Source organism: Salinisphaera orenii subsp. halophila YIM 95161 (assembly GCF_003732545.1).
Taxonomy (GTDB): Bacteria; Pseudomonadota; Gammaproteobacteria; order Nevskiales; family Salinisphaeraceae; genus Salinisphaera; species Salinisphaera orenii_A.
Genome location: NZ_AYKF01000118.1, coordinates 1 through 13620 on the forward strand (window position 1 = coordinate 1; position 13620 = coordinate 13620).

The 13620-nt window shown below is 68.9% G+C and carries 14 protein-coding genes; 10 read left to right on the forward strand and 4 right to left on the reverse strand.

The window, feature by feature from the left end; genetic code table 11:
- From SAHL_RS17885 to SAHL_RS14660, 7 genes are all read left to right on the forward strand, one after another.
- Window positions 1-283: hypothetical protein (locus SAHL_RS17885; protein WP_184947746.1), on the forward strand; the 283-nt coding region annotated here is incomplete at its 5' end.
- A gap of 12 nt (window positions 284-295) precedes the next feature.
- Window positions 296-1111 (forward strand): bifunctional DNA-formamidopyrimidine glycosylase/DNA-(apurinic or apyrimidinic site) lyase, encoded by an 816-nt coding sequence (mutM, locus tag SAHL_RS14635; protein ID WP_123592161.1) that lies wholly within the window; start codon window positions 296-298, stop codon window positions 1109-1111.
- Between the two features lie 34 nt (window positions 1112-1145).
- Window positions 1146-2735, forward strand: a complete 1590-nt coding sequence (locus tag SAHL_RS14640; protein ID WP_123592162.1) for an FMN-binding glutamate synthase family protein — start codon at window positions 1146-1148, stop codon at window positions 2733-2735.
- Window positions 2736-2753: 18 nt separating this feature from the next.
- A complete protein-coding gene (locus SAHL_RS14645; protein WP_184947748.1) occupies window positions 2754-3176 on the forward strand; it encodes a YkvA family protein in 423 nt (140 codons plus the stop codon).
- Between the two features lies 1 nt (window position 3177).
- A complete protein-coding gene (locus SAHL_RS14650; RefSeq protein ID WP_123592163.1) occupies window positions 3178-3999 on the forward strand; it encodes an SDR family NAD(P)-dependent oxidoreductase in 822 nt (273 codons plus the stop codon).
- A 69-nt stretch (window positions 4000-4068) separates the two neighbouring features.
- Entirely contained in the window at window positions 4069-4320 is a 252-nt protein-coding gene (locus SAHL_RS14655; protein ID WP_123592164.1) for a GlsB/YeaQ/YmgE family stress response membrane protein, read from the forward strand.
- A gap of 233 nt (window positions 4321-4553) precedes the next feature.
- On the forward strand, window positions 4554-5207 hold the full coding sequence (locus SAHL_RS14660) for a cation/multidrug efflux pump (RefSeq protein WP_123592165.1): 654 nt from the start codon (window positions 4554-4556) through the stop codon (window positions 5205-5207).
- Here the strand turns inward: SAHL_RS14660 and SAHL_RS14665 are convergent.
- The 3 genes from SAHL_RS14665 to SAHL_RS14675 all read right to left on the reverse strand — a co-directional run bounded on the left by SAHL_RS14665 (window position 5170) and on the right by SAHL_RS14675 (window position 8733).
- Entirely contained in the window at window positions 5170-5622 is a 453-nt protein-coding gene (locus tag SAHL_RS14665) for a PaaI family thioesterase (protein WP_123592166.1), read from the reverse strand. The two genes, SAHL_RS14660 and SAHL_RS14665, sit on opposite strands and share 38 nt — an antisense overlap.
- Window positions 5623-5779: 157 nt before the next feature.
- A complete protein-coding gene (locus SAHL_RS14670) occupies window positions 5780-6511 on the reverse strand; it encodes a sulfite exporter TauE/SafE family protein (RefSeq protein WP_148045580.1) in 732 nt (243 codons plus the stop codon).
- A gap of 65 nt (window positions 6512-6576) precedes the next feature.
- Complete coding sequence (locus tag SAHL_RS14675) at window positions 6577-8733, reverse strand: FAD-dependent oxidoreductase (RefSeq protein ID WP_123592168.1); 2157 nt, start codon at window positions 8731-8733, stop codon at window positions 6577-6579.
- A 164-nt stretch (window positions 8734-8897) separates the two neighbouring features.
- Here SAHL_RS14675 and SAHL_RS14680 point away from each other — a divergent pair, with 164 nt between their 5' ends.
- Window positions 8898-9968 carry a 3-deoxy-7-phosphoheptulonate synthase gene (locus SAHL_RS14680; protein WP_123592169.1) on the forward strand — a complete coding sequence of 357 codons (1071 nt, stop codon included), beginning with the start codon at window positions 8898-8900 and terminating at the stop codon, window positions 9966-9968.
- Between the two features lie 81 nt (window positions 9969-10049).
- Here SAHL_RS14680 and SAHL_RS14685 read toward each other — a convergent pair whose 3' ends face one another.
- Window positions 10050-12062, reverse strand: coding sequence for an SDR family oxidoreductase (locus tag SAHL_RS14685; protein WP_123592170.1), 2013 nt, complete (start codon window positions 12060-12062; stop codon window positions 10050-10052).
- Between the two features lie 166 nt (window positions 12063-12228).
- On the opposite strand from SAHL_RS14685, the gene SAHL_RS14690 reads away from it, so the two are divergent.
- Both SAHL_RS14690 and folE2 read left to right on the forward strand, forming a co-directional pair.
- Entirely contained in the window at window positions 12229-12570 is a 342-nt protein-coding gene (locus SAHL_RS14690; RefSeq protein ID WP_123592171.1) for a histidine triad nucleotide-binding protein, read from the forward strand.
- A 133-nt stretch (window positions 12571-12703) separates the two neighbouring features.
- On the forward strand, window positions 12704-13567 hold the full coding sequence (gene folE2, locus SAHL_RS14695) for a GTP cyclohydrolase FolE2 (RefSeq protein WP_123592172.1): 864 nt from the start codon (window positions 12704-12706) through the stop codon (window positions 13565-13567).
- Window positions 13568-13620: the final 53 nt, after the last annotated feature.

The window sequence follows — 13620 nt, forward strand, 5'->3', positions numbered from 1 at the left end:
CCACGCCCGCGCCCTGGCCATCGAGCCCGCCGATGCCTCGCGCGAGCGCAGCGCCCGCGTGACCCTGCGTTTCGCCGACCGCCCCGAACGCCATCTGGACGTCATCCAGCGCACCCCGGAGCTCGTGCTGCGCGACCCGCAGCGCGGCATCGATTATCACTTGGCGGCCAACCAGGCCGAGCCGCTGCTGGAGATGCGTCACCCCGACACGCTCGGCCGCTCCCGCGCCGGGGCACTGCAGCCCTCGGCGATCCCGCTGAATCCCGATGCGGACGGGCAATGACATAATAGGGCGATGCCCGAACTTCCCGAGGTCGAGACCACGCGGGCCGGCATCGAGCCCCATGTGCGCGGCGCCCGCGTGCGCACGGTCGTGGTGCGCCAGCCGCAGCTGCGCTGGCCGGTCTCGCCCGAACTGACCGCCGAACTGCCCGGTCAGCGGATCGAGGCCGTCCGGCGGCGCGCCAAGTATCTCCTGTTCGCAGCCGAGCGCGGCCACGTCTGCCTGCATCTGGGAATGTCGGGACGGCTGCGGGTGGTTCCGGCGGACACGCCACCCGGCGCCCACGACCACGTCGACATCACGCTCGACACCGGGCAGGCGATACGCTTCAACGATGCACGCCGGTTCGGCTCGGTGTTCTGGCTGCGCGGCGACCCCGAGGCCTTCAGCCTGCTCGCGAAGCTGGGGCCGGAGCCGCTGTCGGAAGCCTTCGACGGCGACGGACTGCATGCCCGCTCGCGCGGGCGCCGGGCGCCGGTCAAGGCGTTCATCATGGACAGCGCGACCGTGGTGGGCGTGGGCAACATCTATGCGAGCGAGGCGCTGCACGCGGCCGGCATTCATCCGCGCCGCGCCGCCGGGCGCATCGGCCTCGGCCGCTACCGACGCCTGGCCGAGGCGATCCGGACAGTGCTGGCCGGGGCGATCGCGGTCGGCGGCACGACCCTGCGCGACTATATCGGCGTGGACGGCGACACCGGCTATTTCCAGTTGCGGCTGGCGGTCTATGACAAGGCCGGCCAGGCCTGCCCGCGCGGCTGCGGGCCGATACGCCGCGAAATCATCGGCCAGCGCGCGACCTTCTTCTGTCCGGTCTGCCAGCGGTGAAACCGAAACCGCCCGAATCCCCTATCATGGGGCCATGCGTTACTCGGCTCTCATCGCAGTACTGGTGGCCACGGCCGGCTTCGGCTATCTGACCCTCGGCCTGCCGCGCTATTTCGGGCTGTTTTTCATCATCAGCGCGATCTTTGCGGTCATCGGCCTGCGTGACCTGTTCCAGTCCAACCACGCACTGCTTCGCAACTATCCGCTGCTGGCGCATTTTCGCTGGGCGATCGAATCGATCCGTCCGGAGATTCGCCAGTATCTGCTGGAATCGGACACCGAGGCCGCGCCGTTCTCGCGCGAACAACGTTCACAGGTCTATCAGCGGGCCAAGAACGTCAACGACGCGGACCCGTTCGGCACCGAGCAGAACGTCTACGCCGAGGGCTACGAGTGGCTGGTGCATTCGATCGCCGCCAAACAGCCGAGCGAGACCCCGCCGCGGGTGCGCGTCGGCGGCCCCGACTGTACCCAGCCCTACGAAGCGTCGCTGCTCAACATCTCCGCGATGAGCTTCGGCTCGCTGTCGGCCAACGCCATCCAGGCGCTCAACGGCGGCGCCGCGCGGGGCGGCTTCGCCCACGACACCGGCGAGGGCTCGATCTCGCGTCACCACAAGGAATTCGGCGGCGACCTGATCTGGGAGATCGGCAGCGGCTACTTCGGCTGCCGGCGCGAGGACGGCGGTTTCGACCGCGAGCAGTTCGTCGAGCGCGCCGCCGACGATCAGGTGAAGATGATCGAGCTCAAGCTGTCTCAGGGCGCCAAGCCCGGGCACGGCGGCGTGCTGCCGGGCAACAAGGTCACCCCCGAGATCGCCGAGGCCCGCGGCATCCCGGTGGGCCAGACCTGCGTCTCGCCGGCGGCGCACAGCGCCTTCTCCACCCCGGTGGAGATGATGGAATTCATCGCCGATCTGCGCGAGGGCGCGGGCGGCAAGCCGGTGGGTTTCAAGCTGTGCATCGGCCACGGCTGGCAGTTCATGTCGCTGGCCAAGGCCATGCTCAAGACCGGCATCACGCCCGATTTCATCGTCATCGACGGCGCCGAGGGCGGCACCGGGGCCGCGCCGCTGGAACTGGTCGACAACGTCGGCACGCCGCTGCGCGAGGGCCTGGTGTGGGCCCACAACACGCTGGTGGGCGCGGGGCTGCGCGAGCACATCCGGCTCGGCGCCTCCGGCAAGATCACCTCCGGTTTCAAGATGGCCGCCAACATGGCCCTGGGCGCGGACTGGTGCAACTCGGCGCGCGGCTTCATGTTCGCGGTCGGCTGCGTGCAGTCCGAGTCCTGCCACACCGACCGCTGCCCCACCGGCGTGGCCACGCAGAACAAGTGGCGCCAGCGCGCCGTGGTGGTGCCGGACAAGGCCGAACGCGTCTATCATTTCCACAAGCGCACGGTCGCGGCCATGCAGGAAGTGGTCGCCACCGTCGGTCTGGATCATCCCGGCCAGCTGCGTCCCGAGCATCTGTGCCGGCGCACCAGCGACCGCGAGATCCAGAACGCCGACCAGGTCTATCGCTTTCTGCACACCGGCGCGCTGCTCAACGCCACCGGCCAGGGCCGCTACGAACAGGCCTGGCAGATGGCCCAGTCCGGCAGTTTCCTGCCCAAGCGCTAGGGCGCACGGAGACACGTGATGAAATTCCGCCTGCCCCGCCGCCCGCCGGCGGCTCCTGAAACCACCGCGGACATGCGCGGCTACGCCAACCAGTACTCGAACACGCGGTTCTGGACGAAGCTGTCCAACGTCGCCCGCCGTGCCGGCTACGAGGTGTTGGAAAAGGCCCTGTGGCTGCACTACGCCGCCCAGCGCCCGGACACCCCGGCCTGGGCGCGCACCACCGCCTACGGCGCCCTCGGCTATTTCATCCTGCCGTTCGACGCCATTCCCGACTGGCTGTTCGGCATCGGCCTGACCGACGACCTGGGCGCGCTCACGCTGGCCGTGGCCACGCTCGCCCAGTACATCGACGCGGACGTCCGGCGGCGCACCACGCGCAAGCTGGACGCCTGGTTCGGCCGGCCGGACCACCGCCAGCCGCTGCGGCCGGTGGACTGACGTGGGCACGCCGGATTTCTCCGGGCGAACGGTCCTGGTCACCGGCGCCTCCGCCGGCGTCGGCCGGGCGAGCGCGCGCGCCTTCGCAGCGGCGGGCGCACACGTGGTCTGCGCCGCCCGCGGCCGCGAGCGGCTGGCCGCCGTCGCGGCCGAAGTGGGCGGCACCGCGATCGTGGCGGACGTATCGCACCCCGAGGACTGTCGACGCCTGGTCGAAGAGACCCTGGCCGCCGGCGGCGGGCTCGATGTGCTCGTCAACAACGCCGGCTGCCACCACCGCGGACCCGTCGCACAGCGCAGCGCCGAGGAACTGGGGGCGATGGTCGATGCCAACCTGCGGGCGCCGATCGTGCTCACGCGCCTCGCGCTCGACGCGCTGCGGGCCTCGCCGGCCGGCGCGGTGGTCAACGTCGCCTCCATCGCCGGCCAGATGCCGCTGGCCGGCAGTGCGACCTATTCCGCGACCAAGTTCGGCCTGCGGGCGTTCACCCGCGCCCTGGCCGAAGAACTCGCCGACACCGGCGTGCACGTCAGCGCAGTCTCGCCGGGGCCGATCGCCACCGATTTCATCCTCGCCGACATCGACGCGGTCTCGGACATCACCTTCTCGCAGACGATGAGCACGCCCGAGCAGATCGCCGATCTCATCCTGGCCTGTGCCGCCGACGGCCGGGTCGAACGCAGCCGGCCCGTCTCGGGGCGCGTGATGGCGACCGCCGGCTATCTGTTCCCGGCGCTGCCGCGACTGCTGCGCCCGCTGCTCGCCGCACGCGGGCGGCGTGCGAAGGCGCGCTACCGGCGCGCCGGCTCGGAGCCTCGGTAAAAACACTGACTTGCGCGCGTCACCGACCGCGCGCAGAGTGGCCGGCCAACTCCAACGACAAGGAATCGCATGGGTATCATCGCGTGGATCATCTTCGGGCTGATCGCCGGCGCCGTAGCCAAGCTGCTGATGCCGGGCGACGATCCGGGCGGCATCATCGTCACCATCGTCATCGGCATCCTCGGTGCCGTGGTGGGCGGTTTCATCGCCACCGCGCTGGGTTTCGGTGCGGTATCCGGGTTCAATCTGGGCAGTTTCGTGATCGCCGTGCTCGGCGCCATCCTGCTGCTATGGCTGTATCGCGTGGCCAAGTCGCGCTGATCGCCCCCGGATCGAGCGCACGCGGGCCGGCGTACACTGTACGTCGGCCTTTTTCATGGGCGGCATCAGACCGCCGCACGAATGCGCTGTACCTTCGAGCCGCCGCCCGCCGCGAACCGTATCGCCCGCTCCGAGCCGCGGGGCAACGCGCCCGGACCGGGGCCTGAGCGCGAACGCACACATCGGCCCCGGGCGGACACGCCGCCGCAGCAGACGGCCATGCGGCGCTGACCATGGATCTCGTCTGGCTGACTCTAGCGCTGATCGGGCTGACCGGCATCGCGCTGCTCGGCCGCTGCGGGCTGCGTCTGAGACAGCGCCGCCGGCTGGCCGCCGCCCGCTCAGGCCTGGGCGGCGGATTCTGCCTGGCGCTGGCCGGGCTGGCCCTGGCCGTCGGCGCCAATCTCTACACCTATCAACGACTCAGCCACGAGCGTCCGGTGGCCCGCCTCCACTTCACCCAGCTGGAGACCCAGCGCTTTCGCGTACGCATCGAGCCCGCGAGCGGGCCATCCCGCCGCTTCGAACTCGCCGGCGATCAATGGCAGCTGGACGCCCGTGTGCTGAAATGGCGGCCGCTGGCGAATCTGCTCGGCTTCGACGCGCTCTATCGGCTCGAGCGCCTGTCCGGACGCTATGCGCGGGCCACCGCGGAGGCCGAGGCGCCGCGCACGGTCCATGCGCTCGCGGACCGCGGGCCCGGCCTCGGCGTGGCCGCACTCGCGCGCCGGCTGCCGCGCTGGACCGGGCTGGCCGACGCGGCCTACGGCAGCGCCACCTATCTGCCGATGGCCGACGGCGCGACCTACGCCGTGACGCTCACCCAGAGCGGACTCGTGGCGCGCCCGGTCAACCCGGCGGCGAAGCGGGCGACGCGCCACTGGTAGCGCTGGCCATGCGCGCGTAGGCGCCGGTGACGTGGGCCACGAGGGTGTCGAAGTCACCCGAGAACAGCTCCACCCGGCAGTTCACGCTGCGCCGACCGCAGCGCAGGATATGCGCCCGCGCCAGAATGTCCGCGGCCCGCGGCCGGCGCAGGAAATCGATCTGGAAATGGCTCGTCACCGCGTATTCGCCTTCGGGCACGTGCGCCAGGATGACCGCATACATCGCCGCATCCGCGGCCGTCATCAGCACCGGCCCGGAAACGGTGTCGCCCAGCCGGGTCATGCCCTCGGCGTAGGGCAGGCGGACATCGACGTGGTGGGCACCGACGGCGTCCACCTCGAAGTGCGGCTGGGTGGCCACGCCGACATTGCGGCGGATGATGGCCTGTACCTCGGCGGCGCTGTGCAGCGTCATGTGTCGTCCCCGTGTCGACGCGATCCGTTCGGCACCGATTCTAGAGCCTGTCGACGACAAGGGAAGGCGTGCCGGCCTCGCACGCCGGCCCGCCGCGGTTCGGCACGGGCGTCGTTCCGGGCGCGTCCGATCGGCCCATCGAGACGCGAGCCGGGCGCTAGCCGAGCATGCCGGCCAACCCGTCCCAGGCGAGCTTGAGCGCCAGCACGACCAGAATCGCGCGGCAGAGCTGGCGGAAACGACGCTCCGAGACGTATCGCACGAGCCGGCGTCCGATCACCGCGCCGAGCGCCGCGGCCACCACCATCGGCACCAGCAGATCGAGCCGCGCGAGCACGTTGAAGCCGTTGGCCGAGAAGGCGGCGATCTTGAGCGCGTGCCCCAGCATCTGCGCCACGGCCATCGTGGCGATGATCTCCTCCCGGCGCCAGTCGTCGCGCAGGAAAAACGGCGCCACCAGCACGCCCACGCCGCCGACCACCGGCCCGCTCACACCCGCGATCGCGCCGGCGACCAGCAGCCCGACCCGGCCGTGCATGCGCAGATGCGCCGCCCAGCCCGGCCAGCTCGTGGCGAGAATGAACAGGCCGAGCAGCAGCCGGATCCAGTCGGGATCCGCCGCCACCACCCAGGGCGCCACCAGGAAGGGTCCGGGCGCGGCGGTGAGCATGAACAGCCCCAGCGCAGACCAGCGGATGTGGCGGCCGTAAACGAGACTGCGCGAGGCGTTCGACGACAGCTGCACCCCGGCGTGCAGCGGCAGTGCCAGCGCCGGCGCCATGCCGGTGGCGAACAGCAGGCCGATGAGAATGGCGCCCCCACCCATGCCGGCCATGCCCGAGAGCACGGCGGTGGCCAGCGCGGCGATGGTGAGCAGGAGGACGGCCACGGCACCCCGGCATGCGGCCGACGCGGCGCTGCCGGCCAAAACGCCATTGTTTCACGCCGCCGCGCTCAGCGCTGCCAGGCGTGATAGCGCGCCAGCCACGGAAACACCCACGCCGGCGCGTGCGCCTTCTTCCATTCGCTGGCGGCGAAGCGGTTGGCCTCGGCCAGCGTCGGATAGGGATGGATGGTCGCCAGCATCTTGTTCAGGCCGATGCCGTGTTTCATCGCGGCGACGAACTCGATGATCAGCTCGCCGGCCGCCTCGCCGACAATGGTCGCCCCAAGAATGCGGTCCTTGCCGGGCACGGTGAGGACCTTGACCACCCCGTGCGCGGCGGATTCGGCGATCGCGCGGTCGAGTTCGCCCATGTCGTAGCGGGTGACTTCGTAGTCGATCGACGCGCGCCGCGCGCTGTCCTCGTTGTGGCCGACATGCGCGACCTGCGGGTCCGTGAAGGTGCACCAGGGCAGCGTGCTGTAATCCACCGCGAAACGCTTGAAGCGCCCGAACAGCGCGTTGACGGTGGCGTGCCAGGCCTCGTGCGAGGCCGCATGGGTAAGCTGGTAGCCGCCGATGGCATCGCCGCAGGCATAGACCGTGGGCACCGCGGTCTGCAGGCGTGCGTCGACGGGGATGCGCCCGTCGCGGGCGATGCCGAGCGCTTCCAGGCCCATGCCTTCGGTGCGCGCGCGCCGGCCCACCGCCACGAGCACCCGATCGCAGGCGACCACGGCCTCGCCGGCGGCCGTGCGACAGGTCAGCCGCACGCCATCGGCGCCCGCCGCCACGTCGATGACCTCATGGCCGGTGCGGATCGTGACCCCTTCCGCGGCGAATATCTCGTCGAGCGTCGCCGCGATATCGGCGTCCTCGACGGAGAGGATGCGCGCGCCCTGCTCGATCAGGGTGACCTCGCTGCCCAGGCGGGCGAAGGCCTGGGCCATTTCGCAGCCGATCGGCCCCGCGCCGAGCACGGCCAGACGCGGCGGCAGCTCATCGAGGTCCCAGAGATTGTCGGAGGTGAGATAGTCGATCGCCGCCAGCCCCGGGATCGGCGGCACGAAGGGCACCGCGCCGGTGGCGAGCACGATATGGCGCGCGGTGAGGCGCGAGCCGTCGTCGGTTTCCACCGTCCACGGATCGACCAGGCGCGCACCGGACTGGATACAGTCCACGCCCAGCGACTCGTAGCGCTCGACCGAATCGTGCGGGGCGATGGTCGCGATCACCGACTTCACCCGCGCCATCACGTCGGCAAAGGAGAATTCCGCGCTCGCCGTGTGGATGCCGTAGCGCGCGCTGTGGCGGATTTCGTGCATGAGCCGCGCGGTGCGGATGAGCGCCTTGGAGGGCACGCAGCCGGTGTTCAGGCAGTCGCCGCCCATGCGATTGCGTTCGATGAGCGTGACGCGCGCCTTGACCGTGGCCGCGATCAGCGCCGCCACCAGACCGGCCGAGCCCGCGCCGATGACGATCAGGTTGCGGTCGAAATGCTTCGGGCGCCGGTGTCCACGCAGCGCCTTGCGCGCGGCGATCATGTCCAGGACCTTGCGCGCGAGCAGCGGAAACACGCCGAGCAGCACGAAGGAGGCGATCAACCCCGGCGAGAGCACACCCGAAAGCGACTCGATCTGGCCGAGCTGGGTCCCGGCGTTCACGTACACCAGCGTGCCGGGCAGCATGCCGGCCTGGCTGACCAGATAGAAGGTGCGCACCGTCATCGGCGTGAGCGCCATCGCCAGGTTGATGACGAAGAAGGGAAACACCGGCACCAGCCGCAGCGCGAACAGATAGAAGGCGCCGTCGCGTTCCACGCCGCGATTGATCGTCTCCAGCCGGCGTCCGAAGCGGCGCTGCACCGGCGTCCGCAGCACGAAGCGGGCGATCACGAAGGCCAGGCTCGCGCCGATCGCCGAGGCGAACGAGACCAGCAGGGTGCCCTCGGCCAGTCCGAACAGCGCCCCGCCGGCCAGCGTCATCACGGCCGCCCCGGGTATGGACAGAGCGGTTACGGCGACATAGACGCCGAAGAAGCCGCCCGCCGCCAGCCAGGGATGGGCCGCGACCCAGGCCTCCACCGCGCCGCGCTGGGCCTCGAAGCAGGCCAGACGCAGAAGTCCATCGCTGCAGGCGCCGCCGATGTAGCGGCCCGGTTCGAAGACGAAGTAGCCGATGACGAGCGCGACGCCCGCCAGCGCGACCATACAACGGGTTGCATTCATCGGCCCGGCCTCCCGAATCGGGGCTGATGTCGAGTCCTCGCGTGACCGACTGCGGAGTCTACGCCGCCGTGCGGCCCGCGGTTGCATCGTCGGCGCGGTGCGGGCCTTCTGTTAGAATCCGGCCTCCTTTTTCCCGCGCGCCCGCGCGCCATTCCGGCCTCGCCATGATGTACGAAACCGACAATCTCCGTATTACGGGCACCCAGAAGATGGTCTCCTCGCAGGATCTGCAGCAGGAGTATCCCGTGACCGAGACCGCCTCGGAGACCGTGCACGATTCGCGCGAGGCGATCCAGGACATTCTGCACGGCCGGGACGACCGCCTGCTGGTCGTGGTCGGCCCCTGTTCGATCCACGACGTCGACGCCGCGCTCGAGTACGCGCGTCGGCTGGCCGGCGCGCGCGAGCGCTTCGGCAACGAGCTGATGATCGTGATGCGGGTCTACTTCGAGAAGCCGCGAACCACGGTCGGCTGGAAGGGCCTGATCAACGACCCGGATCTGGACGATTCCTACAAGATCAACAAGGGCATCCGTCAGGCGCGCGAGCTGCTGTGGCGCCTGGCCGAGGACGGCGTGCCGGCCGGGGTGGAATTCCTCGATCTGACCACGCCGCAGTATCTGGCGGATCTGGTGTCCTGGGGCGCGATCGGCGCACGCACCACCGAATCGCAGGGCCACCGTGAGCTGGCTTCCGGCCTGTCCTGCCCGGTCGGCTTCAAGAACGGCACCGGCGGCGCGATCAAGATCGCGGTCGATGCGGTGGGCGCGGCCCATCATCCGCACCATTTCCTGTCGCTGACCAAGCCGGGCGAATGGGCGATCTTCGCCACCGAGGGCAACCGCGACACCCACATCATCCTGCGGGGCGGCACGAACGGTCCCAACTACGACGCGGATTCGGTCGCCGCCGCGGTGGCGCTGCTGGAGCAGGCCCAGCTGCCCGGCCGGCTGATGATCGATTTCTCGCACGCCAACAGCCGCAAGCAGCACAAGAAGCAGCTCGAGGTCGGTGACGACGTGGCCGGCCAGATTTCGGCCGGCAGCCGCGCCATCTTCGGCGTGATGATCGAATCCCACCTGAAGGAGGGCAACCAGAAGCTGGTGCCGGGCGTGACGCCCGAATACGGCGTTTCCATAACCGATGCCTGCCTGCACTGGGAGGACACCGAGAAGCTGCTGGCCCAGCTCGCCGACGCGGTGGCCGAACGCCGCGACCTGAAAAGCGACGACTGACCGCGGCGCTCGACGAGCCGCCGAAAAAGGACCATCGAAAAAGCCGCCCACGGGCGGCTTTTTCGATGGCGTCGCCGCTGGCTACCAGTACGGCCCCGGCAGCAGAGCCGCCAGCACCCGACCCGGTATGTTGGGCTTCTCGTCGGCCTCGCGGCGCGCCGCGTAGCCGCGGGAGGCCTTCGACGACGGGAACATGTGAAACGCCTTGTGCAGCACGAAGTCGTTGACCTTCGGCCAGAGCGCATAGCTGACCTGGGCGGTGGTCCCCAGCGGCGAGGCGATGCGCTTGGGCTTTTCCAGCACCGCGGACACCACCATGTCGCCCGCCTGTTCCGGCGTCAGGGTGGGCACGTAGTCGTAAAGCTTGGTCGGCGCGATCATGGGCGTGCGCACCAGCGGCATGTAGATGGTGGTGAGATCGATGTTGCGCGACCCCACCTCCGGCGACAGACAGCGCGAGAACGCATCCAGCGCCGACTTCGAGGCGACGTAGGCCGAGAACCGCGGCACGTTGGTCAGACAGCCGATCGACGAGATGTTGATGATGTGGCCGCTGCGGCGCTTGGCCATCGACGGCAGAAAATTGAAGATCATCCGGATCGCGCCGAAGTAGTTCAGCTGCATCGTGCGTTCGTAGTCGTGGAACCGGTTGAGCGACTCGAACACCGAGCGACGGATGGAATGACCCGCGTTGTTGATCAGGATATCGACGTGATGGTGGTCGGCCAGAATCTGCTTCGTGCACACATCGATCGCCTCCATCTTGTTGAGATCGCAGGGGTAGGCGTAGGCCTCGCCGCCGATGCGCTCGACGATGGCGCGGGTCTCCTCCAGCTTGCTCGGCGTGCGGGCGACCATGCACACCTTGGCGCCGGCGCGCGCGAGCTTCTTCGAGGTCATGAAGCCGATGCCGCTGGAGGCTCCGGTGATCACGACCACCTTGCCGCGGATGCGCCGGGTCAGCTCCTCGGGGACGTCGATGTCGCAGTCCATATGCAGCTCCCAGTAACGCCAGAGCGTCTCGGCGTAGTCCTCGAGCCGCGGACAGTGGATGCCGCTGCCGGCCAGGGCGGCGCGCGTGTTGACGTCGTCGAACACCGCCCGATTGTTGACGTAGCCCAGGATCGAGAGCGGCACGCCCAGCGCCTTCGAGACGCGCCGCTCCAGCCAGCCGGCCATCGGCAGCCGGGAGGCCAGCCGCTTGACCTGGTGCTCGATCGAGGCCGGCCACTCGTGCGTGGGCAGATTGCGCACGATGTCCGGCCCGTGGGCGGCGCGCAGAAAGATGCGCAGCATCTCGCCCGCGGTCGGCGGATCGTCCTGGATCAAAAAGAAGGCGCGATTGTCCTGATTGCGCTTGTGCGCGATGTGCACCATCGCATCGACGACATAGTCGACCGGCGCCACCGGCATCTGCCCGCCCTCGATCCCGAGCAGCGGCAGCCACTTCGGCACGTGGTCGCGCACCCGCTTGATGGTGCGGAAGAAATAGTAGGGCCCGTCGACCTTGTCCATCGCCCCGGTCTCGGAATGGCCCACGACCATCCCGGGCCGGTAGATCCGCCACGGCACCGCCGCCTGCTCGCGCACCACGGCTTCGGACTGGAACTTGGTGCGGTAGTAGGGATGCGTGACCGTCTGGCCCTCGTCGAACATTCGATCCGAGAACACGCCCTCGTAGTCGGCACCGGCGACCGCCACCGACGAGACGTGATGAAAGCACGGTTTGCGCCCCGATTCGTTCGCCAACGTGTTCGCCAGCGCCACGATGTGCGCCGTGCCCTGGTTGTTCACGCGGTCGGCCTGGGCGTCCGACATGTCCATGTCGTAGACCGCCGCGAGATGGAATACATGGTCGATCTGGCCGGCCAGATGCGCGCGTGCCGCGTCGTCGATCACGCCCTCCCGGGTGATGTCGCCCCAGACCGGCGCCAGGCGCTCCTCGCTGACGTTCATGCGTTGCTGCAGCGCCGCGAAGCGATCCGCGCTGGTGCGCCGCATGAGCACGTAGACGGTCGCATTGCGGCGCTCGAGCAGCCTCTCGATGAGAAAACGCCCGATGAAGCCGGTCGCGCCGGTGACCAGATATTTCATTGAGTCCGTGCCCTGTCCGTTCCGAATATCCGGGGCGGAGACCGACCCCGCCGTATCGCACGCCAGACGTTAAACCCTGCGGTGGCAGACGCGCCACTGCCGTGACCGTTAGGATAACGCCTGAACGTCACCATCATGCGCCGTACACGGCCATTCGGGGAGCCTCATGAGCGACACCATATTCTCGAAGATCATCAACCGCGAGATCGATGCGGACATCGTCCACGAGGACGACCAGTGCCTGGCCTTTCGGGACGTCAATCCGCAGGCGCCGATGCACATCCTGGTGATCCCGAAAAAGCCCATCGACATGCTCGCCAACGCCGAGGACGGCGATCAGGCGCTGCTCGGCCATCTGATGCTCACGGCACGCCGCATCGCCGCCGATGAAGGCTACAGCGACGCCTTCCGGCTGGTGATGAACAACGGTGAGGCGGTCGGCCAGAGCGTCTTCCATCTGCATCTGCACGTCCTCGGCGGTCGCGATTTCGCCTGGCCGCCCGGCTGAATCACGGCCCTTGCCGCAGCCTCATCCGCCCCCATCGTCTACCATGCAGCCTGGCTTGGGGCGCCGGCACGCGCTATGATGCCCGGCTGTTCCGGCGCGTCGCGCCGTATCGTTTCGACCGGACAAGCATTTCATGAGCACCGTTGCCAAGAGCCAGAGCGCCGATGGCCGTTCCGCTGCCACCCGCAGCGGCCGCGCCGCCGGCCCGCAGATCGAGGATGTCCAGGGCCGGGCCGACGCCCGCAGACTGGCGATCAACAAGGTCGGCATCTGCGACATTCGGCATCCGGTCTCGATCGCCCAGCGCGTGGGCGGGCATCAGAGTACGGTCGCCACCTTCGGCATGTACGTGAACCTGCCCCACCACTTCAAGGGCACGCACATGTCGCGCTTCGTGCAGATTCTGAACGCGCACGAGCACCAGATCACGGTGGACTCGTTCAAGTGCATGCTCGGCGAGATGACCGAACGGCTCGAGGCCGACAACGGCCACATCGAGATGTCGTTCCCCTACTTCATCGACAAGTTCGCGCCGGTCACGGGTGAAAAGGGCGTGATGGACTACGAGGTCACCTTCCTCGGCGACCAGCGCGGCGACAAGATCGACCTCTACGTCGAAGTCGCGGTCCCGGTGACCACCCTGTGCCCCTGCTCCAAGGACATCTCCGACTACGGCGCCCACAACCAGCGCTCGCTGGTCACTCTGCGCGTGCGCGCCGAGAAGTTCTTCTGGCTGGAAGAGCTCATCGACATCGCCGAATCGGAGGCCTCCTCCGAGCTCTACGGCATCCTCAAGCGCGTGGACGAAAAGGCCGTCACCGAGCGCGCCTACGAGAATCCGAAGTTCGTCGAGGACGTGGTGCGCGACATCGCCACCCGCCTGAACGCCGACGAGCGCTTCCGGCACTATCGGGTGGCTTCGGAGAACTTTGAATCGATCCACAACCATTCGGCCTACGCGCTCATCGAGCACGACAAGGACGCGCCCGCCGAGTGACGCCGACGACCGGATTCAAAGTCCGGCGCGATCCAGCGAACGCATCCCGCGGC